The following is a 21,088-nucleotide window of genomic DNA, read 5'->3' as shown; positions in this document are numbered from 1 at the left end:
CTACAGAGATGGACTGAATTATTCAATTTTATCCGAATGTGTTTCTCTCTACAGTGGGGCTTCGTTCATTTTTAAAGGAGCATCCCATGCGTGCCATACACATCGTCCGCTTCGGCGGCCCGGAACAGTTGCAACTGGTGGAGCTGCCGATCCCGGCGCCGGCCGACGGCCAGGTGCTGATCCGCGTCAAGGCGTTCGGCCTCAACCGGGCGGAGAGCTATATGCGCCGAGGCTTGTGGGGCGAGGTCGCCCAGGTTACCGGCATCGAATGCGTCGGCGAGGTGGCCGAGGCGCCCGGCACCGGCCTGCTGCCGGGCCAGACGGTGGCCGCCATCATGGGCGGCATGGGCCGCAGCATCAACGGCAGCTACGCCGAATACGTGTGCGTGCCGGCCGCCAACGTGGTGCCGCTGCGCTCGACGCTGCCGTGGACCGGGCTGGCCGCCATCCCGGAATCGTACGCGACCGCCTGGGCCTGCCTGCACGACAACCTGGCGCTGCGTCCCGGCCAGACGCTGCTGATACGCGGCGCCAGTTCCGCGTTGGGCCAGGCGGCCAGCAACATCGCGGCCCACCTGGGCGCGCAGGTGATCGCCACCACGCGCCGCCCGCAGCAGCTGGCCGATGTGCTGACGAAGAACGGCGCGCGCCAGATCGTCGCCGAGCAGCCCGTCCTGGCCGGCACGGTGCGCGGCGTCGACGCGGTGCTGGACCTGATCGGCAACACCACCCTGCTCGATTCGCTGGCCTGCGCGGCGCGGCCGGGCGGCCGGGTGTGCCAGGCCGGCTTCCTCGGCGGGCTGGAACCGCTGGCCAATTTCCTCCCGCTGCAGCAGCTGCCGCCGGGCGTGCAGCTGAGCTTTTTCGGCAGCTTCGCCTTCGGCACGCCGGGGTACGAGCTGGACCGGCTGCCGTGGCACGAGATCGTCGAGCGGGTCGAACAAGGTCAGTACCACGCCCGCCCGGCCAAGGTGTTCGCCTTCGACGACATCGTCAACGCCCACGCCTGGCTGGACGCCGGGGCCGGACTGGGCAAGGCGGTGGTGCAGCTCGCGCCATAGCCCCGCCCGCCAATCCGTGCTAACATGTGAACACCTATTCACTTGTTAGCATTATGAGCTGCCAACACGACTATTCCGACTGCGATCCCGCGATCGCCCAGCTGGCCGACCTGTTCCATCTGCTGGGCGATCCGACGCGCCTGCGCATCGTGCTGGCCTGCGTGACGGCGCCGATCGCCGTCAGCGACATCGCCTCCTCGCTGGAGCTGAGCAGCTCGCTGGTCAGCCACCACTTGCGTTTGCTGCGCGCGGCGCGCATCGTGAAGTCCGAGCGCCAGGGCAAGCAAGTGTTCTATTCCGCCGCCGACGCCCACATCAGCGGTGTACTCAACGATATGCTCGAACATATCGCCGAACCTTCCAACGGACACGAAGCATGAGCAAGCACCACGACCATCACGACCACGATCATGACCACAGCCACCACGGCCATGACCATGATCACGGCCACGACCACGCGCCGGCCAAGGCCGAGGCCAAAGCCAAGGCATGCGGCCACGACCACGGGCATGACCACGGCCATGGCGGCCACCATCACCACCACGGCGACCCGAACACCATGGGCCGCGCCTTCGCGGTCGCCATCGTGCTCAACACCGCGTTCGTGGCGATCGAATTCTTCTACGGCTTCCTGGCCAACTCCACCGCGCTAATGGCCGACGCCGGCCACAACCTGTCGGATGTGCTGGGCCTGATGCTGGCCTGGGGCGCGGCGATCCTGGCCAAGCGCGTGCCGAACGGCCGCTACACCTACGGCCTGCGCAGCACCTCGATGCTGGCCGCGCTGTTCAACTCCATGCTGCTGATGGCGGCCTGCGGCGCCATCGCGTGGGAAGCGGTGCAGCAGCTGGTGCATCCGGAACCCGTGGCCGGCCTGACCGTGTCGGTGGTGGCCGGCGTGGGCATCCTGGTCAACGGCTTCTCGGCCTGGCTGTTCATGTCCGGCAGCAAGGACGACATCAACGTGCGCGGCGCCTACCTGCACATGGCGGCCGACGCCGCCATCTCGCTGGGCGTGCTGGTGGCCGGCGTGATCGTGCGCTACACCGGCTGGAACTGGCTGGACCCGCTGGTCAGCGCGGTCATCGTCGCCATCATCGTCTACAGCACCTGGTCGCTGCTCAAGCAATCGATGCGCATGATGCTGGCCGCCGTGCCGGACAACCTGGACCACGCCGAAGTCGAACAATTCCTGCGCGCGCAGCCCGGCGTGAGCGACGTGCACGACGTCCACATCTGGTCGATGAGCACCACCGAGAACGCGCTGACGGCGCAGCTGGTGACGCCGGCCGGCCATCCGGGCGACGCCGCGATGGACGCCATCAGCGCGCAGCTCAAGGAGCAGTTCTCGATCGACCACAGCACGCTGCAGGTGCGCCTGGGCACCACCGCGCACGAGTGCAGCCTGCAGGAACAGCCGCACTAAGCTATGCACGTAGGGGCGTCTCGGCGCTCCAGACCGCTTTCAATTATTTTCCGGCTATTTGTGGAGCGGTATCAATCGATATCAGGACATTGGTGTGGTGATGGCCAGTGATGGCGTGGAAGAGCTTTCCCTTTACGGTCACCGGCTTGCCAACAAACGGCGCAAGACTGAGGCCCCCCATAGGAACCAGCGTCACATCGATTTGACGTTCCTCCGCAGGACTATCGGCCGAGGCAACAGTGCAAATCGGCCGGTCCAAATGAAGAATCGCCTGCCGTTCCTTAGAATCGGTTTCTGGCGACTCGCCGTAGTTGGGCGGGCCGAAAAACGTCTCGACCCGAACCCGACCGGTGAGCTCGACATTGGCCGCATCATATTTTTGACAAGTCTCCGCGCGTACTGAAGCGCAGACCAGCAGGAAAATCGCGGAAAGTATACGCATCTATATCCCAAAGCAAAGCAGTTTCAATCCGCCAGATTGGCGTACAACGGCGTGCTCAGGTAGCGCTCGCCGAAGGACGGGATGATCGTCACGATGATCTTGTCCGCGTTCTCCGGCCGCCGCGCCACCTGCAGCGCCGCCCACAGCGCGGCGCCGGAGGAGATCCCCACCAGCAGCCCCTCCTGGCTGGCCGCCAGCCGCGCGGTCGCGAACGCATCGTCGTTCTTCACGCCGATGATCTCGTCGTACACCTTGGTGTTGAGCACGGCCGGAACAAAGCCCGCGCCTATGCCCTGGATCGGATGCGGCCCCTTGACGCCCTTGGCCAGCATCGGCGACGCCTCCGGCTCCACCGCGATGCAGCGGAACTCCGGCTTGCGCGCCTTGATCACCTCGCCCACGCCGGTGATCGTGCCGCCGGTGCCCACGCCGGCCACCAGGATGTCGACCCGGCCGTCGGTGTCGGCCCAGATCTCCTCGGCCGTGGTGCGGCGGTGCACCTCGGGATTGGCGGGATTGTTGAACTGCTGCGGCATCAGGTAACGCGGATCGCGCTCGGCCAGCTCCTCGGCCTTGCGGATCGCGCCCAGCATGCCCTCGGCGCCCGGCGTGAGCACCAGCTCGGCGCCGTAGGCGCGCAGCAGCATGCGCCGCTCGCGGCTCATGGTGTCGGGCATGACCAGGGTGCAGCGGTAGCCGCGCGCGGCGCACACCATCGCCAGCGCGATGCCGGTGTTGCCGCTGGTCGGCTCGAGGATGACGGTGTCGGGACGGATCTGGCCGGCCGCCTCGGCCGCCTCGATCATCGACAGGCCGATGCGGTCTTTCACGCTGTGGGCCGGGTTGCAGTATTCGAGCTTGACCAGCACCTGGGCGGTGCTGCCTTTGTTCAAGCGGTTCAGGCGCACCAGCGGGGTGCGGCCTATCAGTTCGGTGACGTCGTTGGCAATCTTCATGGAAAACCTCCGAGGTGGGACGGAGGTTCCAGTCTACGCTTGTTTGCGCCGATTATTTCACGTCCACCAGCTCGACGTCGAAGATCAGCGCGGAATTCGGCGGAATGCCGCTGCCCGGCGTCGGACGTGAGCCGTATGCGAGCTCCGACGGAATAATCAGCGTGCGCTTGCCGCCCACCTTCATGCCCTGGATGCCCTGGTCCCAGCCCTTGATGACGCGGCCGGCGCCCAGCACGAAGTCCAGCGGCTCGCCGCGCGGGATCGACGAGTCGAACAGCTTGCCGTGCATGGCCTTGGCCAGCGGACGGTACAGCCAGCCCGAGTAGTGCATGTAGACGGTGGAACCGGTGGTCGCTTCCTTGCCGGTGCCGATCTTGGTGTCGGTGACGATCAGCTGCTCGGCGGCCGGGCCGGGCGTGGCCGAACCAACCACCAGCGGTGGCGGCGGCGGCACGTCGGCCGGGGCCACCGGGGTCTGCGCCTGGGCCGCGGAGGCCGCCAGCGCGCACAGCATTGCTACGAGTACGGAACTACGGATCATGTTTTCTTCTTTCGATCAGGTCTGTGGGTGGCACGCTCCCCGTGCCAGCGCGCACCATGATAGCAAACCCGCCCCGCCCGCTGGATAAAATCTAAATCGTTTCGTCCTGCGCTTGCGCGCCGTCGGCCAGGTGGCGCAGCACGCGGCTGGCCGCCACCATGCCGAAGCTGGCCGTGACCACCATGGCCGAACCGAAGCCGGCGCAATTGAGGCCGGTCACGCCGCCGGCGCGCTCGTCGCCGTCCACCGCGCACACCTCGCCCGTCTCCGGAAACTTCAGCGGCTCCATCGAGAACACCGCGTCGACGTGGAACTTGGTCTTCTCGCCGCGCGGATAGCCGTACTGGCTGCGCAGGACCTTGCGCACCTTTTTCAGCAGCGGCTCCTGCTCGGTGCGCGCCAGGTCGCGCACGGCGATCTGGGTCGGGTCGGTCTGGCCGCCGGCGCTGCCGATGATGATCAGGGGCATGGCGTGCCGGCGGCACCAGGCGATCATCGCCGCCTTGGCCGCCACGCTGTCGATGGCGTCGACCACGAAATCGTACTGGCCGGCGCCCAGCATCTGGTCCAGGTTGTCCGGCGTGACGAAGTCCTCGATCTGGTTCACCACGCAGAACGGGTTGATCTGCGCGATGCGCTCGGCCAGCGCGGCGATCTTGGCCTGGCCGACGGTGCCGCTCAGGGCCTGGATCTGGCGGTTGATGTTGGACTCGGCGACGTTATCCAGATCAATTAGCGTGAGCCGGCCGATGGCGCTGCGGGCCAGCGCCTCGACGATCCACGAGCCGACGCCGCCGGTGCCGACCACGCACACGTGGGCCGTGCGGAAGCGCGCCAGCGCGCGTTCGCCATAGAGGCGGGCGATGCCGCCGAAGCGGCGCTCGAAGTCGACATCGTCGAATGGGGTGGGTGCAAGGGAGTTCATCCCGCCATTTTAACGGACGCTGCCGCAAAAAATCTTTTAGAATGACTTTCTCCCCTAGCCCGAGCGCCCTCCATGAGTCATACACTGTTCGACACCGCCCCCGATTTCAGCCAGCCGATAGCTGTCTTGAAACATTGCCACGACCGCATACGCAAGCAGCTCGAGACCCTGCAAAAGCTGGTGACCTACCTGCCCGGGCACGGCGCCGACGCCGACGCCCGGAAGGCCGCGCACGCGGTGCAAAAATATTTCAACCACGCCGCCCCGCTGCACCACGAGGACGAGGAACAGAACCTGATGCCGATGCTGCAGGCCACCGCGCGCGACGCCGACGCCGTGCTGCTGTCCGCGCTGGTGCCCGCCATCCTGGCCGACCACCAGCAAATGGACCGGGACTGGCATATAATCAATTCTCAACTTGAGCAAATTGCCAACGGCCAGGGCGCGGCGCTGTCGGCCGAACAGGTACAAAGCTTCTGCGACGCCTACGCGGCCCACATGGCCACCGAGGAAACGAATATCGCGCCGATGGCCAAGCGCCTGTTCAGCCACGAGCAGATGGCGCAACTGGGCAGCGCGATGCAGGCGCGGCGCGGCATCGCCCCCGACCTGCCGCAAAGCCAGGTGCCGGAGCGCCAGCAGGTGGCGGTCTCCGACAAGGTGGCCGACGGCGTGGTGCTGGCGGACCTGCGCCTCGATTACGGCCGCGCCAGTTTGACGGAACACGAGGTGCTGGACGATCCGATCGCCCAGTTCGGAAAATGGTTTGAGGAAGCGCTGCACGCCAAGGTCAACGAGCCGAACGCGATGAGCGTGGCCACGGTGGACGCGCAGGGCAAGCCCAGTTCGCGCATCGTGCTGATCAAGCAGTACGACGCGCGCGGCTTCACCTGGTACACCAACTACGACAGCCAGAAGGGCCGGCAACTGGGCGACAACCCGCACGCCGCGCTGCTATTCTTCTGGAGCGAGCTGGAACGCCAGGTGCGCATCGAGGGCACGGTGGTCAAGACGTCGGTCGAGGAAAGCGACAAGTATTTTTACAGCCGGCCGGTGAAGAGCCAGATCGCCGCGATCGCTTCGCAACAGAGCGCGCGCATCGCCAACCGGGAGCAGCTGGAAGCCAATTACGATGCGGCCGCCGCCGTCAGCGGCGAGCATCCGGTGCGGCCGGAACACTGGGGCGGCTATCGCCTCGATCCGGTGCGCATCGAGTTCTGGCAAGGGCGCCGTTCGCGCTTCCACGACCGGATCGTGTATCTGAAACAAGCAGATGGTAGCTGGGTGAAGGAGCGCCTGCAGCCGTAAGCGGAGCGCCACGGGCCAGACACGGCCACACACACCGGACCATCGCATGCGGTGGTCTTTTCATTTGGACTCGGAGGTGTGTCGTGTTCGTACAAAACCGTCTCAGCAGCTGGATCGCCGGCATCCGCCGGCAAATCGCCCTGCCCCTGCGCATCGAACTGTGGAACGGCCAGCATGTCGACTTCTCCAGCGAGACGCCGCGCGTGACGATACGGCTGCCCACTGTGTCGGCCGCGCGCTACCTGCTCACGCCCTCGCTGTCCAACCTGGGCGCGGCCTACGTCGAGGGCGCGATCGAGGTCAGGGGGCGCGCGCACGACATGATCGCCGTGGTCAACGCGCTGGCGCGCACCACGCTCAAGGCCGAGGGCAAGTTCTCCCGCATCGCGCGCAGCATAGGCCACAACAAGCGCCAGGACGCCGAGGCGATCCGCTACCACTACGACGTCTCCAACGAGTTCTACCAGCAGTTCCTCGATCCGGCCATGGTGTATTCCTGCGCCTACTTCGAGCACGGCGACGAGGACCTGGCCACCGCGCAGGCCAAGAAGATCGACCACATCCTGCGCAAGATCGAGCTCAAGCCGAACCAGACGCTGCTCGACATCGGCTGCGGCTGGGGCGCGCTGGTGATCCGCGCCGCGCAGCAGTACCGCGCGCGCTGCGTCGGCGTCACGCTGTCGGAAAACCAGTTCGCGCTGGCCAAGGAGCGCGTGCGCCAGGCCGGGCTGGAACACCTGGTCGAGATCCGGCTGCAGGACTACCGCGACGTGCGCGGCCAGTTCGACCGCATCACCAGCGTCGGCATGTTCGAGCACGTGGGCGTCAAGCACCTGCCGGAATATTTCGCCGCCATCCACCAGCTGCTGGCGCCGGACGGCGTGGTGATGAACCACGGCATCACCACCACCGACCCGGACAACGGCGAGACGCCCTACGGCGGCGGCGAGTTCATCGACAAGTACGTGTTCCCGCAGGGCGAGCTGGCGCACATCGGCCATGTGCTCAAGGCCATGCAGCAGGGCAAACTGGAGGTGAGCGACGTGGAAAACCTGCGCCGCCACTACGCCCGCACCTGCGCCATCTGGACCGACAACTTCGAGGCCCACACCGAGCGCGTGCGCGCGCTGGCCGGCGACAAGCGCTACCGCATCTGGCACGTCTACCTGGCCGGCTGCTGCTACGCCTTCGAGCAGGACTGGATCAGCCTGTACCAGATCGTCGGCCGCAAGGCGGGCCAGCGCAGCGCGGCGCTGCCGTGGTCGCGCCGGCACATGTATCCGGCCGGCGCCGGCCCCGCCGGCGCGCACTATGCGTTCACCGCCGACGGCGTGCCCGCTTTCTCGCTGCTACAGGAGGACGGCGGTGCGCTCACGGCTTCGGCGCCGCCGGTCGGCTCCTTCAACGCCACGTAGGCGCGGCTTGCCGGCGGCCGCGCCGCCGCCGTTATTTCAGGCGCTGCGCGTAGATGCTCTTGAACTTGGCCACCTTGGGCGCCACCACGAAGGCGCAGTAGCTTTGCAGCGGATGCTGGCTGAAGTAGTCCTGGTGGTAGGGCTCGGCCGGATACCAGGTCGTCAGCGGCGCCAGCTCGGTGACGATGGGCGCGTCCCACACCCCGGCCATCTGCGCGATCACCTGGCGCGCCGTGGCCTCCTGCTGCGGCGACTGGTGGAAGATCACCGAGCGGTACTGGGTGCCGACGTCGTTGCCCTGGCGGTTCAGGGTGGTGGGGTCGTGGATGGTGAAGAAGATTTCCAGCAGGTCGCGGAAACCGATGACGGCGGGATCGAATTGCAATTTCACCACCTCGGCGTGGCCGGTGCCGCCGGCGCACACCTGCTCGTAGGTGGGATCGGGCTGGTGGCCGCCGGCATAGCCGGACTCGACACGAACAACGCCCTTGACCCGCGCAAACACGGCCTCGGTGCACCAGAAGCAGCCGCCGCCCAGATACGCTGTTTCGAGCGCCGTGCCCGGCGCGGACTGACTCGTCATGACTCCCCCGCGTAGAAGAATGCCCACGGGTTCACTGTAACGCAAACCAGGGCAATACGCTATCGCACGGTAAACTTTGGCATAATGGCTGAAAAGTCACAGGTCCACCATGCACACTCGTTCCCCCCGCGCCTCCAAGCGCCCCTTCGACACCAGCCATTTCCGCCAGGCGCTGGGCCAGTTCGCCACCGGCGTCACCGTCATCACCACCCGGCTGGCGGACGGCAGCTTCCGCGGCCTGACGGCCAGCTCCTTCAACTCGGTGTCGCTCGATCCGCCGCTGGTGCTGTGGAGCCTGGCCACCACGGCCAACAGCATGCCCATCTTCACCGGCAACTCGCACTACGTCATCAACGTGCTGTCGGCCGGCCAGGCCCACCTGGCCAAGCAGTTCGCCACGCGCGGCATCGACCCGTGGGAAAACACCGAGTACGAGCTGTCGCGCACCGGCCAGCCCATCCTCAAGGGCGCCTCGGCCTGGTTCGAATGCCACAACCGCAGCCGCTACCCGGAGGGCGACCACGTGATCTTCGTCGGCGAGGTCGAGTTGTGCGAGTTCTCGCCGTCGCCGCCGCTGATTTTCCACGGCGGCCAGTTCGGCGGCCTGGGCTAAAAACGGAAATTGGTGTCGCCATTAGAAAAGCCGTTCCGGTGGCCGCGGCATAGAATGCGGGCAGCCTTCACCAATTTTCATAATGAGAGACCACTATGAGCCAAGCCCGCGCCCAATTCCACTGGGATGATCCCCTGCTGCTGGACCAGCAACTGACCGACGACGAGCGCATGGTGCGCGACGCCGCCGCCGCGTATTGCCAGGACAAGCTGGCGCCGCGCATCCTGGACGCCTTCCGCCACGAGAAGATGGACACCTCGATCTTCCGCGAGATGGGCGAACTGGGCCTGCTGGGCCCGACCATTCCGGAACAGTACGGCGGCCCCGGCCTGAACTACGTGGCCTACGGCCTGATCGCGCGCGAGGTCGAGCGCATCGACTCGGGCTACCGCTCGATGATGAGCGTGCAGTCGTCGCTGGTGATGGTGCCGATCTACGAGTTCGGCACCGAGGCGCAGAAGCAGAAATACCTGCCCAAGCTGGCCACCGGCGAGTGGATAGGCTGCTTCGGCCTGACCGAACCGAACCACGGCTCCGATCCGGGCTCGATGATCACCCGCGCCAAGAAGGTGGCGGGCGGCTATGCGCTGACCGGCGCCAAGATGTGGATCACCAACTCGCCCGTGGCCGACGTGTTCGTGGTCTGGGCCAAGGACGACGAGGGTGCGATCCGCGGCTTCGTGCTGGAAAAAGGCATGGCCGGCCTGAGCGCGCCCGCCATCCACGGCAAGTTCGGCCTGCGCGCCTCGGTCACCGGCGAGATCGTGATGGACAACGTGTTCTGCCCGGAAGAGAACGCCTTCCCGGACGTGCGCGGCCTGAAGGGTCCGTTCACCTGCCTGAACTCGGCGCGCTACGGCATCGCCTGGGGCGCGCTGGGCGCGGCCGAGGCCTGCTGGCACACGGCGCGCCAGTACGTGCTGGACCGCCACCAGTTCGGCCGTCCGCTGGCCGCCAACCAGCTGGTGCAGAAGAAGCTGGCCGACATGCAGACCGAGATCACGCTGGGCCTGCAGGGCTGCCTGCAGCTGGGCCGCATGAAGGACGCCGGCACGGCGGCGGTGGAAATCACCTCGATGATGAAGCGTAATTCCTGCGGCAAGTCGCTGGACATCGCCCGCGTCGCGCGCGACATGTTGGGCGGCAACGGCATCTCGGACGAGTTCGGCATCATCCGCCACATGGTCAACCTGGAGGTGGTCAACACCTACGAGGGCACGCACGACATCCACGCGCTGATCCTGGGCCGCGCCCAGACCGGCATCCAGGCCTTCCAGTAAGCACCAGGGGCGTAAAAAAAACCGCTGGGCCTTGCGGCCGCAGCGGTTTTTTTACGCCCCTACGGACTAGAAGCCCTTGAAGTTGTAGCCCACGCTGACGCTGACGGCCAGCGGATCGAGCCGCACGTCCTGCACCTGGCCGGTCGAGAAGTGCACCACGGTCTTGAGCTTGGTCTTGATGACGGTGGCGTCGATGAACCACTTCTCGTTGATCTTCATGGTGCCGCCGATCTGGTAGCTCATGGCCCACTTGTCGTCCAGCTTGAAGGTGGTGCCGGGGCCGCCGGTGTTGAGCAGCGCGGTCAGCTGGCCGGAGCCGGTCTCCTTCTGGAACATCGCGTAGGTCAGGCCCAGGCCCACGTACGGCCGGAACTTCGCATTGGCCGGCAGGAAGCGGTACTGCACGAAGGCGGTCGGCGGCAGCACCTCCGAGGTGCCCACCTTGCCCGTGCCCTGGATCGAACCGGCGCCGATCAGGTCATGCTTGTACGGCAGGCCCAGGTCCAGCTCGGCGGCGACGTTGTCGGTCACCATGTAGGCGATCGTGAAGCGCGGCTTGGTGTCCGAGCCGACGTCGGCCTTGGTGCCCGGCAGCGCCGGCGCCGACACGTCGCCCGAGTCGACTTTCGGGGTGATCTTGTTGATGCCCAGCGTGCCGAGCCAGGTGCCGGCCGATTGTTGCGCCGATGCGGCCGACGCCACCGTCATTGCGGCGGCCAGCGCCAGCAGTTTTACCGTGTTCTTCATATCGTCTCCTGATTTATTGTGTTGTGAGTCCGGCAGCCGCCCGCCCGCGGGCGGCGGCTGCCTGCGACGACTGAATTACAGCCAGCCCTTGACCACCAGCTTCTCGGCCACATAGCGCGCCAGCAGCAGGTTGTTGAACGGCGTCGGATGGACCTCGTCGGCGAAGGACCAGTGGCTGACGTCGCCCGCCTTGAGGTTGCCGGCGTTGCACACCAGCGAACTGGCCAGCGGGTTCTTGGCGGCGCTCAGGTCGCAAGCGGTCTCCTCCACGTTGGTCAGGCCGTACGGGCCGGGGTTGGTGGCCTGGTCGTGGCTGACGGCGAACACGTCGACGATCAGCACCTTGGACTCCGATGCCAGGCCGGTGCTCAGCGCGCCGTTGAAGGCGCTCACCATGGCGTTGATCAGCGGCTGGGTGGCCGGCTTGGCGCGGCCCGACGGCGTGGTGGCCACGTCCGGCAGGTTGTTGACGGTGACATAGTTGGCGCCGTTGGCGACAAGCTGCGTCTTGACCAGGTTGGCCAGTTCGGTGCCGGCGGTGGTCATGGCGGCGACCAGCTCGGGGCCGTGGGCGGCGGCATAGTCGGCGCCGGCCTTGGCGCCGGCGGCGGTGGCGTCGGTGGTGGCCTTGGCGACCATCGGTCCCCACACCGTCTGCGAGGCGACTGCCGAATTGCCCGGCTGAACGGCGGCGGTGCCGACCGCGACCTGGGTGATGCTGGTCTGGGTGCTGCCCGGGCGGGCCGCTTCCGTCTGCGCGGCCAGGCCGATGGCGGCGGCGGCGCTGGCCGGATCGGTGGCGCCGGCGGCCAGCTGGCCGACCAGGCTGGTCACGTAGGCGGCGCCGCCGGCGGCGGTGCCGGCCGCCGTCGCGTCACTGCTCAGCTTGGTGAGGAGGAACAGCGCGTCGTTGCCGCCGGCCATGACGAACACCATTTCATCGCCCTTGAACTTGCCGCCGACAGCTTTCAGGTGGTTGGCGATCTGGGTCGCCACCGGGATGGTCAGCGCGCCCAGCGGGCTGCCGGTGAGCTTGTTGCCGGGGCCGACCGGGTTGGTCACGCGCGCGCCGCCCTGGGCGTAGCCGTAGCAGCCGGCGTGGGCCACCTGCGGCACCGAGAAGCCTTTGCTGGCGTCGCCGTCGAGGCCGGTCAGGGCCGCGCACGGCGCAGCCACGCCCAGCTGGGCGGCAACCAGTTCGGTCCAGTTCTTGCCGGTCAGCGTGGACGCGACCGCGGTGTTGTCGCCATTGATAGTAAATTTGCCGCCCTTGAGCAGGGCCACCGTGCCGACGGCGTAGGAGCCGACGTCGGACAGGCTGTCGCCAAACGATACCTGGCTGCTGTACTTGACTTTGATGGTTTGATCGCCGGGCTTGGGATCGGTTCCGCCGCAACCCGCAAGGACGGCCAGGGTCATTGCAGCAAGTGCAAATTTGGTATGACGCATGTTGTCTCCTAGAAAATTTTTTTATATATGATACGAACGGCCGTGCTATTCGCAACCCAACTAATATGCCAGCGTTATACGCGGATGTATAGGGAAGCACTTAAAATCCCGCGCGTTTGTGGCAAAAAAGAACGATTGCTCGGCCGTATTTTCATAGAGTCAACTTACATCAAATCGTTTTCACCTCGCTGGTGCAGAATCGAAGAATTTTCTTGCCTCGCGCAGGCAGAATGGCGCCACCAGGCCGGCATGGTAACTGTCGCTGACCGCCTGGTTGGCCGCCGCGGCCGAGCCGGTGCTGTTGAGCACGGACAGGCGCAGCACCTGCTTGGCGGCGGCGAATTCGACGCGGGTGCTGGCGTAGGGGCCCAGCAGCGACGAGTCGTCGACGTCCAGCACGGTCAGCACGCCGGGCGCCACGGACTGGGCGCGGAAATAGGCGGCGGTGGCGTCGGTATTGGCAAAGGGCACCACCGGGTCCTGGTTGCCGCCGCACAGGAACAGCGGCGCGGTCGGCGTGTAGGTGCGCAGGTCGTTCTTCAGCAGCCACTTGCGCAAGGGCTGGGCCGGCGCGCAGCCCAGCGGCGCGCTGTCGCTGACGTTGCACGGGTGGTCCCTGAGGTCGGCCAGATACCCATTGCGGTAGCTGGTCTTGAGCAAATGGTCGGCGCCGAAGTAGGACGCGTAGCCGGCCGCCTGCGGCAGCGAATCCTGGGCGAACAGCACATCGTTGGGCAGCTTGCCGGCGGCGACCAGCGCGCCCAGGCTTTGCGTGCCCGGCAGCAGCGTGTCGATGCCGGAGGCGTACTTGGCTTCGTACACCTCGTCCAGGCTGGCGTAGATGCCGGCGCCGGCGCGCTGGCCGGCGTTGATCAGCATCGGCATGAAGCCGCTGGAGCCGACCGTCGGCGCGCCGTTGAAGATGGCGTCGCCGAACTGCAGCAGCGCGTACGGGCCGGACATCGGCGCCGCCGCCGTGACCGTGAACTCCCCCGCATACGTGGTCTGCATCGCCCGCTGGGTGGCCAGCGCCACGAAGCCGCCCTGAGAGTAACCGCTCACCATCAGCCGGCCGGACGCGCCCGCGCCGATGGCGGCGAACACGCTGCGGGCGGCGCGCAGGGCGTCGATCATGTCGTTGGACTGCTGCCCGGCGTCCAGGTAGGCGTGGTAGGCCATCGAGGAACCGGCGTAGCCGGCGTAGTTCGGCGCCACCACGATGTAGCCCTGGGCCGCGAACATCGACGCCACCAGCTGCGCCTCGGTGCCGGACAGCTTGGCCATGTCGGTGGTCTTGAGCGCCGAGGTGCCGTGCGCGTACAGCATCACCGGACGGCCGCCCTGGCAGGCCGCGTTGCTGCCGGACGGCACCATGATGGCGGTGCTGGCGTCGGTGTCGGCCGCCAGCGCATCGACGGTATGGTACTTGAGCGTGTAGGTGGTCACGGCGCAGGTCGGCGTGCCGGTGACGGCGCTGCCGAAGCTGAACGAGGACTCGACCAGCTTGAGCATGGCGGCCGGATCGACGGTGTCGACGCTGGCGCCGCCGGCGAGCACGGCCGGCACCAGCGTGGCGCTGCCGATCGGCACGCCGCGCAGCTGGGTCACGGGCGGCTGGGTCACCACGTTGCCGCCGGTATGGTCGCCGGACGAACCGCCGCCACCGCCGCAGGAGGCCAGCAGGACGGCAAGGGAAATCAATGAGTAACGAGCGGCGTTGTGCATAGCGCATCCTTGAAAAAGGTGCAGGGCGCCAAGGCGGCCTCTGCTGGAAGGTCAAGGTCGCCGGGCGGTTTATGGCGACCGGCAACACCTCATCTTAGCAGATAAGCAATTAAACCGCACCAGCTTGTTGCGATGCCGCAGCGCTTATTTTTTCAGCAGGGACGCGATCACGCCGGCCGAGCCGAACACCGAGCGGCGCAGGCGGTCGTTGACGCCCAGCCATTCCGCGCCCTGCGGCGGGGTCTCCACCAGGATCAGGTCGGAGCCGGTCTGGTCCATGTCGCGCAGCGCGGCGTACAGGCCGTAGGCGTAGCCGGCCGGGTCGGCCGGCAGCCTTTGCTGCGGCAGTGGCGGCAGGGCCGGCAAGGCGTGGCCGATCAGCGCCACCTTGACGCCGCGCGCCTGCAACTGCGCCAGCGCGGCCGTCAGCTCGGCCTGCTCCAGCATGGTGACCGGGGTGCGCGGCGCATAGTGCGACTCCAGCGTGCCGGAGGCGCGCGGCGCGGCCTGGTCCGGCGCGGCCGGCATGGCGCCGATCACGTCGGCGATCTGCTGCGCGCTGATGTGGCCGGGACGCAGCAGCACCGGGCCGTGCGTGGCCAGGCGCGACAGGTCGACGATGGTCGATTCGATGCCGACCTGGCTGGCGCCGCCCTCGAGCACCGTGCTCAGCAGCGCGCCGCTGCAGGCTTCGCCGTCGGTGGCGCCGTCGTCGTGCGCGTCCAGGCCGAACTCGTCGCGCACATGCTGCGCGGTGGTCGGGCTGACGTTGCCGAACTTGTTGGCGGACGGCGCCGCCACCCCGCCCTTGCCGCCCTTGAAGGCGCTCAGCAGGGCGATCGCGACCGGATGCGACGGGCAGCGGATGCCGACCGTGTCCTGGCCGCCGGAGACGGCGTCGGGGATGTGGCTGGCGCGTTTCAGGATCAAGGTCAGCGGACCCGGCCAGAAGGCGGCCACCAGCTGGCGCGCCTGCGGCGGGATGTCGGTGACCCAGTAGTCCAGGTCGGCGCCGGGGGCGACGTGCACGATCACCGGATGGTCGTTGGGTCTGCCCTTGGCCTCGTAGATGCGGGCCACGGCAGCCGGGTTTTCGGCGTCCGCGCCCAGGCCGTAGACGGTCTCGGTGGGGAAGGCCACCAGGCCGCCCTCCTCCAGGATCGCCGCCGCCGCCGCGATGGCGGCGTGGTCGGCTACCGTTGCGGGCTGCTGCTTCACGGTGCCGCCTTCTCGATACCCAGGATCACGCAAGCGGCGTCGAGCTGCTGCTGCGCCTGCGCCAGGGTCGGCGCGATGAAGGTCAGGTGGCCCATCTTGCGGGCGCGGCGCGGATCGTCCTTGCCGTACAAATGCAGGCAGGCGCCCGGCAGCGCCAGCACCTGGTCCCAGGCCGGTTCGCGCGTGGCGTCGCTGTCGTCGGTGAACCAGACATCGCCCAAGATGTTGAGCATCACGGCCGGCGAATGCTGGCGCACGTCGCCCAGCGGCAGGCGCGCCATCGCGCGCACCTGCTGCGCGAACTGGCTGGTGACGCAGGCGTCCATCGTGTAGTGACCGCTGTTGTGCGGACGCGGCGCCATCTCGTTGACCACCAGGCTGCCGTCGGTGAGCACGAAGAATTCGATGCACAGCACGCCGACATAACCCAGCTCGGCAACGATGGCTTGCGCGGCCTGCTGCGCCTCTTTGGCGCTGGCGTCGGACACGTTCGGGCCGGGTACGGTGGTGGTGAACAGGATGCCGTCGCGGTGGACGTTCTCGGCGATCGGATACACCACCGATTCGCCGTCGGCGCCGCGCGCGGTCAGCACCGAGACCTCGTAGGCCAGCGGCAGCATCTTCTCCAGCAGGCAGGTCACGCCGTCCATGCCGTCGAAGGCGGCGCGCACATCCTCGCGGCTGCGCACGCGCACCTGGCCCTTGCCGTCGTAGCCCATGCGAACGGTCTTCAGGATGCCGGGCAGCAGGTCGTCGCCAATGGCGTCGATGTCCGCATGCGAGGCGATCACCTTGTGCGGCGCCGGCATCACGCCCGACTTGGGCGCGCAATCGACAAAGAAGCGTTTCTCGGCGATGCGGTCCTGCGCCACCGAGACGCCATGCGCGTTCGGCGCGACGAACACCTGTTGCGCCAGGCGCGACAGGCTGTCGGCCGGCACGTTCTCGAATTCGGTGGTGACGGCCAGGCATTGCGCGGCCAGCGCGTCGAGGCCGGCGGCATCGCTGTAGCCGGCGTTGACCAGGCGCTGCGCGACCTGGCCGGCAGGACAATCGTCGGCCGGTTCCAGCACGGCCACCTGGTAGCCCATGCTTTGCGCGGCCTGGGCGAACATGCGGCCGAGCTGGCCGCCGCCCATCACGCCCAGCCAGGCTGGCGGATTGGCGGCGGGCAGAAATGATGAAAACTGTTTACTCATTTATTCAAGCGGTAAAGTCATGGCCTTGGCGGCATCGGTTTGCGAGACGCGGAACGCTTCCAGCTTGTCGGCCAGCGCGCCGTCGGTGGCGGCGATCATGGCGACCGCCGTCAGCGCGGCGTTGGCGGCGCCGGCCTCGCCGATGGCGAAGGTCGACACCGGCACGCCCTTGGGCATCTGCACGATGGACAGCAGCGAATCCTCGCCGCGCAGGTACTTGGACGGCACGGGCACGCCCAGCACCGGCACGATGGTCATCGCGGCCACCATGCCAGGCAGGTGGGCGGCGCCGCCGGCGCCGGCGATGATGGCGCGCAGGCCGCGCGCGCGGGCGCTCTTGGCGTAGGCGTACATCTCGTCCGGCATGCGGTGCGCGGAAATGACTTGCGCTTCAAACGGCACGCCGAACTGCTTGAGGATGGCGACCGCGTTCTGCATCACGTCCCAGTCCGACGACGAACCCATGATGACGCCGACCAGTGGCTTGTTCTGCTCGCTCATATCAGGCCTTCAGCTTCTGGCCGGTCAGGCGCTCGATGGCTTCGAAGTACTTGGCCTGGGTCTTGTCGATGACGTCGGCGGGCAGCGCCGGCGCCGGTGCGGTTTTGCCCCAGGTCAGGGTTTCCAGGTAGTCGCGCACGAACTGCTTGTCGAACGACGGCGGCGACATGCCCGGCTTGTACGAATCGGCTGGCCAGAAGCGCGACGAGTCGGCGGTCAGCACTTCGTCCATCAGGTGCATGACGCCGTTTTCGTCCAGGCCGAATTCGAACTTGGTGTCGGCGATGATGATGCCGCGCGTGGCGGCGTAGTCGGCGGCGGCCTTGTACAGCGCGATGCTGACGTCGCGCATCTTGGCGGCCAGCTCGGCGCCGATGCGGCTTTCCATTTCAGCGAAGCTGATGTTCTCGTCGTGCTCGCCCAGGTCGGCCTTGGCGGCCGGGGTGAACAGCGGCTCCGGCAGCTTCTCGGCCTGTTGCAGGCCGGCTGGCAGCTTGATGCCGCAGATGCTGCCGGTGTCCTGGTAATCCTTCCAGCCCGAACCGATGATGTAGCCGCGCACCACCGCCTCGACCATGATCGGCTTCAGGCGCTTGGCGACCACGGCGCGGCCCTTGACCTGCTCGACTTCGTCGGCGGCCACCACGGATTCCGGCGCCACGCCGGTCAGGTGGTTCGGCACGATGTGGCCGAGCTTCTCGAACCAGAAATCGCTCATCTGGTTCAGGACCATGCCCTTGCCGGGGATAGGCTCGTTCATGACGACGTCGAAGGCCGACAGGCGGTCGGTGGTGACGATCAGAATTTTGTCGTCGCCGACAGCGTAGTTGTCGCGGACTTTGCCGTGGCCGAGGAGTGGCAGGGACTTGATGGAGGTCTGGTAAAGGCTGTTCATAGCGGGAGGTGGATAGACTAGCGGTATAGAAAAGCGAAAACCGGCGCAGGGAAAACCTTGCTAGCCGGTCAAGAGAGATGGACCGGTTCCCGAAAGAACCAGTCCGTTCCAAAACAGAATTTTACTTCACAATCTGGGACAGCTCGCCGGCCTTGTAGCGCTCGGCCATTTTTTCCATCGGGATGACCTTGATCTTCGACGCCTGGCCTTCGCAGCCGAAGGCCTGGAAGCGGGCGCGCACGACCTGCTCGGCGGCGGCGCGGGCCGGCTTGAGGAAGTCGCGTGGATCGAATTTCGATGGGTTCTGGAACATGAACTGACGCACGGCGGCGGTCATGGCCAGGCGGATGTCGGTGTCGATGTTGATCTTGCGCACGCCGTGACGGATGCCTTCCTGGATCTCTTCGACCGGCACGCCGTAGGTTTCCTTCATGTCGCCGCCGAACTCGCGGATGATGGCCAGCAGTTCCTGCGGCACCGACGACGAACCGTGCATCACCAGGTGGGTGTTGGGGATGCGGGCGTGGATTTCCTTGATGCGGTCGATGGCCAGGATGTCGCCGGTCGGCTTGCGGGTGAACTTGTAGGCGCCGTGCGAGGTGCCGATGGCGATGGCCAGCGCGTCGCACTGGGTGCGCTGCACGAAGTCGGCGGCCTGGGCCACGTCGGTCAGCAGCTGTTCGCGGGTCATGGTGCCGTCAGCGCCGTGGCCGTCTTCCTTGTCGCCCTTCATGGTTTCCAGCGAACCGAGCACGCCCAGTTCCGCCTCGACGGTGACGCCGATGGCGTGCGAGAACTTGACCACTTCGCGCGACACTTCGACGTTGTAGTCGTAGGAGGCGACCGACTTGCCGTCCGCTTCCAGCGAGCCGTCCATCATCACCGAGGTGAAGCCGGAGCGGATCGCGGCCATGCAGACGGCCGGCGACTGGCCGTGGTCCTGGTGCATGACGACCGGGATGTGCGGGTAGGCTTCGACGGCGGCGTCGATCAGGTGGCGCAGGAAGGCTTCGCCGGCATATTTGCGGGCGCCGGCCGAGGCCTGCATGATGACCGGGGCGTTCAGGGCGTCGGCGGCGGCCATGATGGCCTGCACCTGCTCCAGGTTGTTGACGTTGAACGCAGGGATGCCATAGCCGTTTTCAGCGGCGTGGTCCAGCAGTTGACGCATGGATACGAGGGACATGGTAATACTCCAAACAATAAAAAAACCTGGTTGCCGGAGCAATGCCGTCCTCGTTCCGCGAGGACGGCGCTACCGGACTTACTTGGTAAATTCTCCAACCTTGACGATCTTCAGCGCATTGGTGCCGCCGACCTGGCCCATCGGCTCGCCCCAGGTGACGACGATCATGTCACCCTTCTTGGCGATGCCGTACTCGACCAGCAGATCCTCGGCCTGTTTCAACACTTCCGCGCTGCCGGCCTTCTGCAGCAGATTGTAGGCCTTCACGTTGCGATACAGCGCCACCTTGCGCTGGGTCGTCACGCTCGGCGTCAGCGCGAAGATCGGCGTGTCGATGTTGTGACGGCTCATCCACAACGCGGTCGATCCGGACTCGGTCAGCGCCACGATGGCCTTCACCGCCAGATGGTGCGCGGTGAACAGCGCGGCATAGGCGATCGACTGGTCGATCCGGGTGAAGGTCGCATTGAGGAAGTCGGCGTCGAGCTTGTTGTACTCGGACTGCTCGGCTTCCACGCAAATGGCGGCCATCATTTCCACCGTCTCGATCGGATAGCGGCCCGAGGCCGTTTCCGCCGAGGTCATCACCGCGTCCGTGCCGTCCAGCACCGCGTTGGCCACGTCCGACACTTCGGCGCGGGTCGGCACGGCGTTGAAGATCATCGACTCCATCATCTGGGTCGCGGTGATCGCCAGCTTGTTCGACTCGCGCGCCATCTTGATCATGCGCTTCTGCAGCGCCGGCACCGCCGCGTTGCCCACTTCCACCGCCAGGTCGCCACGGGCGACCATGATGCCGTCCGAGGCGTCGAGGATCTCCTGCAGCACAGGGATCGCTTCGGCACGCTCGATCTTGGCGATCATCATCGGCTTGTGGCCGAACGGCTCGCCGGCGATATTGGCCAGCTGGCGCGCCATCTCCATGTCGGTCGCGCTTTTCGGGAACGAGATCGCCAGGTAATCGCACTGGAAACTCATTGCCGTCTTGATGTCTTCCATGTCCTTGGCGGTCAGCGCCGGCGCGGTCAGGCCGCCGCCCTGGCGATTGATGCCCTTGTTGTTGGACAGCTCGCCACCGATTTTCACGGTGGTGTAAATCTCATGGCCGACGATCTTGTCGACCACCAGCACGATCAGGCCGTCGTTGAGCAACAGCCTGTCGTCGGCGCGCAAATCCTGCGGCAGCGCCTTGTAGTCCAGGCCGACGCGCTCCTGGTTGCCCAGTTCGCCGTTTTCGCCCCATTTCGCGTCCAGGATGAATTTATCGCCGTTCGCAAGGTCAATCTTACCATTTTCAAACTTGCCGACGCGGATTTTAGGGCCTTGCATGTCCGCCATGATCGCCACCTCGCGGCCGCATTCGGCTGCCGCCTCGCGCACCAGACGGGCGCGGTCGATGTGATCCTGTGCCTTGCCGTGCGAGAAGTTCAAGCGCACGACATCGACACCGGCACGTATCATTTTGACCAGGACATTGAAATCAGTGGAGGCTGGGCCGATCGTTGCGACAATTTTAGTACCACGGGACATAGTAATCCTTGAGCGTTTGGGCTAGCGAACAGTCCCCGCCAGGCGGGGACCAGGAAAAGCTGCGCTGTTTGTGTGGCGGCCCGAAAAA

21 protein-coding genes are annotated in these 21,088 nt (G+C 66.4%); 7 read left to right on the top strand and 14 right to left on the bottom strand.

Annotation, left to right across the window (positions count from 1 at the left end; translation table 11 throughout):
* The first annotated feature begins 86 nt into the window (after positions 1-86).
* From AC07WS_RS25155 to AC07WS_RS25145, 3 genes are read left to right on the top strand one after another with little or no spacing between them, the layout of a single operon-like run.
* Entirely contained in the window at positions 87-1,061 is a 975-nt protein-coding gene (locus AC07WS_RS25155; protein WP_494731699.1) for a zinc-binding dehydrogenase, read from the top strand.
* 53 nt (positions 1,062-1,114) lie between these two features.
* A complete protein-coding gene (locus tag AC07WS_RS25150) occupies positions 1,115-1,441 on the top strand; it encodes an ArsR/SmtB family transcription factor (RefSeq protein WP_117013970.1) in 327 nt (108 codons plus the stop codon).
* Entirely contained in the window at positions 1,438-2,487 is a 1,050-nt protein-coding gene (locus AC07WS_RS25145) for a cation diffusion facilitator family transporter (protein WP_494731698.1), read from the top strand. Before AC07WS_RS25150 ends, AC07WS_RS25145 begins: the two co-directional genes overlap by 4 nt.
* Positions 2,488-2,530: 43 nt before the next feature.
* On the opposite strand, the gene AC07WS_RS25140 is transcribed toward AC07WS_RS25145, so the two are convergent.
* The 4 genes from AC07WS_RS25140 to tcdA all read right to left on the bottom strand — a co-directional run bounded on the left by AC07WS_RS25140 (position 2,531) and on the right by tcdA (position 5,351).
* On the bottom strand, positions 2,531-2,929 hold the full coding sequence (locus AC07WS_RS25140; RefSeq protein ID WP_494731697.1) for a DUF4431 domain-containing protein: 399 nt from the start codon (positions 2,927-2,929) through the stop codon (positions 2,531-2,533).
* Between the two features lie 23 nt (positions 2,930-2,952).
* A complete protein-coding gene (gene cysK / locus AC07WS_RS25135) occupies positions 2,953-3,885 on the bottom strand; it encodes a cysteine synthase A (RefSeq protein WP_494731696.1) in 933 nt (310 codons plus the stop codon).
* A gap of 52 nt (positions 3,886-3,937) precedes the next feature.
* Entirely contained in the window at positions 3,938-4,399 is a 462-nt protein-coding gene (locus AC07WS_RS25130; protein WP_494731722.1) for an FKBP-type peptidyl-prolyl cis-trans isomerase, read from the bottom strand.
* 118 nt (positions 4,400-4,517) lie between these two features.
* Positions 4,518-5,351: a tRNA cyclic N6-threonylcarbamoyladenosine(37) synthase TcdA gene (gene tcdA, locus AC07WS_RS25125; protein ID WP_494731695.1), complete on the bottom strand. Its 834-nt coding sequence runs from the start codon at positions 5,349-5,351 to the stop codon at positions 4,518-4,520.
* A gap of 72 nt (positions 5,352-5,423) precedes the next feature.
* On the opposite strand from tcdA, the gene pdxH reads away from it, so the two are divergent.
* Together pdxH and AC07WS_RS25115 are read left to right on the top strand one after the other, a co-directional pair.
* Entirely contained in the window at positions 5,424-6,659 is a 1,236-nt protein-coding gene (pdxH, locus tag AC07WS_RS25120; protein ID WP_494731694.1) for a pyridoxamine 5'-phosphate oxidase, read from the top strand.
* Between the two features lie 83 nt (positions 6,660-6,742).
* The gene (locus AC07WS_RS25115; RefSeq protein WP_494731693.1) at positions 6,743-8,074 is read left to right on the top strand and encodes a class I SAM-dependent methyltransferase; all 1,332 of its coding nucleotides are present in this window, start codon (positions 6,743-6,745) and stop codon (positions 8,072-8,074) included.
* Between the two features lie 31 nt (positions 8,075-8,105).
* On the opposite strand, the gene msrA is transcribed toward AC07WS_RS25115, so the two are convergent.
* On the bottom strand, positions 8,106-8,657 hold the full coding sequence (gene msrA / locus AC07WS_RS25110) for a peptide-methionine (S)-S-oxide reductase MsrA (RefSeq protein ID WP_494731692.1): 552 nt from the start codon (positions 8,655-8,657) through the stop codon (positions 8,106-8,108).
* 109 nt (positions 8,658-8,766) lie between these two features.
* Between msrA and AC07WS_RS25105 the strand changes: the two genes are divergently transcribed.
* Positions 8,767-9,270 (top strand): flavin reductase family protein, encoded by a 504-nt coding sequence (locus AC07WS_RS25105; RefSeq protein WP_494731691.1) that lies wholly within the window; start codon positions 8,767-8,769, stop codon positions 9,268-9,270.
* A gap of 95 nt (positions 9,271-9,365) precedes the next feature.
* Positions 9,366-10,550, top strand: coding sequence for an acyl-CoA dehydrogenase (locus AC07WS_RS25100; protein ID WP_494731690.1), 1,185 nt, complete (start codon positions 9,366-9,368; stop codon positions 10,548-10,550).
* A gap of 66 nt (positions 10,551-10,616) precedes the next feature.
* Here AC07WS_RS25100 and AC07WS_RS25095 read toward each other — a convergent pair whose 3' ends face one another.
* The 9 genes from AC07WS_RS25095 to pyk form a co-directional block, all read right to left on the bottom strand.
* Entirely contained in the window at positions 10,617-11,297 is a 681-nt protein-coding gene (locus AC07WS_RS25095; RefSeq protein WP_494731689.1) for an OmpW/AlkL family protein, read from the bottom strand.
* 75 nt (positions 11,298-11,372) lie between these two features.
* Entirely contained in the window at positions 11,373-12,746 is a 1,374-nt protein-coding gene (locus AC07WS_RS25090; protein WP_494731688.1) for an SGNH/GDSL hydrolase family protein, read from the bottom strand.
* 180 nt (positions 12,747-12,926) lie between these two features.
* Positions 12,927-14,471, bottom strand: coding sequence for an alpha/beta hydrolase family protein (locus AC07WS_RS25085; RefSeq protein ID WP_494731687.1), 1,545 nt, complete (start codon positions 14,469-14,471; stop codon positions 12,927-12,929).
* Positions 14,472-14,615: 144 nt separating this feature from the next.
* Positions 14,616-15,689, bottom strand: a complete 1,074-nt coding sequence (locus tag AC07WS_RS25080) for an L-threonylcarbamoyladenylate synthase (protein WP_494731686.1) — start codon at positions 15,687-15,689, stop codon at positions 14,616-14,618.
* Positions 15,686-16,888 (bottom strand): 5-(carboxyamino)imidazole ribonucleotide synthase, encoded by a 1,203-nt coding sequence (locus AC07WS_RS25075; protein ID WP_494731685.1) that lies wholly within the window; start codon positions 16,886-16,888, stop codon positions 15,686-15,688. The genes AC07WS_RS25080 and AC07WS_RS25075 overlap by 4 nt, the downstream gene beginning before the upstream one ends.
* Positions 16,889-17,389, bottom strand: a complete 501-nt coding sequence (gene purE / locus AC07WS_RS25070) for a 5-(carboxyamino)imidazole ribonucleotide mutase (protein ID WP_494731684.1) — start codon at positions 17,387-17,389, stop codon at positions 16,889-16,891.
* A 1-nt stretch (position 17,390) separates the two neighbouring features.
* Positions 17,391-18,284 (bottom strand): phosphoribosylaminoimidazolesuccinocarboxamide synthase, encoded by an 894-nt coding sequence (locus AC07WS_RS25065; protein WP_161088969.1) that lies wholly within the window; start codon positions 18,282-18,284, stop codon positions 17,391-17,393.
* A gap of 121 nt (positions 18,285-18,405) precedes the next feature.
* Positions 18,406-19,470, bottom strand: coding sequence for a class II fructose-bisphosphate aldolase (gene fba / locus AC07WS_RS25060; RefSeq protein ID WP_117013989.1), 1,065 nt, complete (start codon positions 19,468-19,470; stop codon positions 18,406-18,408).
* 78 nt (positions 19,471-19,548) lie between these two features.
* A complete protein-coding gene (gene pyk / locus AC07WS_RS25055) occupies positions 19,549-21,000 on the bottom strand; it encodes a pyruvate kinase (protein ID WP_494731683.1) in 1,452 nt (483 codons plus the stop codon).
* Positions 21,001-21,088 lie beyond the last annotated feature (88 nt).

The sequence above is a fragment of the Duganella sp. GW821-FHT01E12 genome (assembly GCF_059422325.1).
Note: the sequence above shows the minus strand (reverse complement) of the source record. Positions and strands in the feature narration are given on the sequence as shown.

Excerpts from the sequence above, each read along its gene's own strand:
- AC07WS_RS25085 (WP_494731687.1), bottom strand. The coding sequence starts at position 14,471 with ATGCACAACGCCGCTCGTTACTCATTGATTTCCCTTGCCGTCCTGCTG.
- AC07WS_RS25130 (WP_494731722.1), bottom strand. The coding sequence starts at position 4,399 with ATGCTGTGCGCGCTGGCGGCCTCCGCGGCCCAGGCGCAGACCCCGGTG.
- AC07WS_RS25095 (WP_494731689.1), bottom strand. The coding sequence starts at position 11,297 with ATGAAGAACACGGTAAAACTGCTGGCGCTGGCCGCCGCAATGACGGTG.
- cysK (WP_494731696.1), bottom strand. The coding sequence starts at position 3,885 with ATGAAGATTGCCAACGACGTCACCGAACTGATAGGCCGCACCCCGCTG.
- AC07WS_RS25105 (WP_494731691.1), top strand. The coding sequence starts at position 8,767 with ATGCACACTCGTTCCCCCCGCGCCTCCAAGCGCCCCTTCGACACCAGC.
- AC07WS_RS25065 (WP_161088969.1), bottom strand. The coding sequence starts at position 18,284 with ATGAACAGCCTTTACCAGACCTCCATCAAGTCCCTGCCACTCCTCGGC.
- AC07WS_RS25145 (WP_494731698.1), top strand. The coding sequence starts at position 1,438 with ATGAGCAAGCACCACGACCATCACGACCACGATCATGACCACAGCCAC.
- pyk (WP_494731683.1), bottom strand. The coding sequence starts at position 21,000 with ATGTCCCGTGGTACTAAAATTGTCGCAACGATCGGCCCAGCCTCCACT.
- AC07WS_RS25150 (WP_117013970.1), top strand. The coding sequence starts at position 1,115 with ATGAGCTGCCAACACGACTATTCCGACTGCGATCCCGCGATCGCCCAG.
- msrA (WP_494731692.1), bottom strand. The coding sequence starts at position 8,657 with ATGACGAGTCAGTCCGCGCCGGGCACGGCGCTCGAAACAGCGTATCTG.
- AC07WS_RS25140 (WP_494731697.1), bottom strand. The coding sequence starts at position 2,929 with ATGCGTATACTTTCCGCGATTTTCCTGCTGGTCTGCGCTTCAGTACGC.
- AC07WS_RS25090 (WP_494731688.1), bottom strand. The coding sequence starts at position 12,746 with ATGCGTCATACCAAATTTGCACTTGCTGCAATGACCCTGGCCGTCCTT.
- purE (WP_494731684.1), bottom strand. The coding sequence starts at position 17,389 with ATGAGCGAGCAGAACAAGCCACTGGTCGGCGTCATCATGGGTTCGTCG.
- pdxH (WP_494731694.1), top strand. The coding sequence starts at position 5,424 with ATGAGTCATACACTGTTCGACACCGCCCCCGATTTCAGCCAGCCGATA.
- AC07WS_RS25075 (WP_494731685.1), bottom strand. The coding sequence starts at position 16,888 with ATGAGTAAACAGTTTTCATCATTTCTGCCCGCCGCCAATCCGCCAGCC.
- AC07WS_RS25155 (WP_494731699.1), top strand. The coding sequence starts at position 87 with ATGCGTGCCATACACATCGTCCGCTTCGGCGGCCCGGAACAGTTGCAA.
- fba (WP_117013989.1), bottom strand. The coding sequence starts at position 19,470 with ATGTCCCTCGTATCCATGCGTCAACTGCTGGACCACGCCGCTGAAAAC.
- tcdA (WP_494731695.1), bottom strand. The coding sequence starts at position 5,351 with ATGAACTCCCTTGCACCCACCCCATTCGACGATGTCGACTTCGAGCGC.
- AC07WS_RS25100 (WP_494731690.1), top strand. The coding sequence starts at position 9,366 with ATGAGCCAAGCCCGCGCCCAATTCCACTGGGATGATCCCCTGCTGCTG.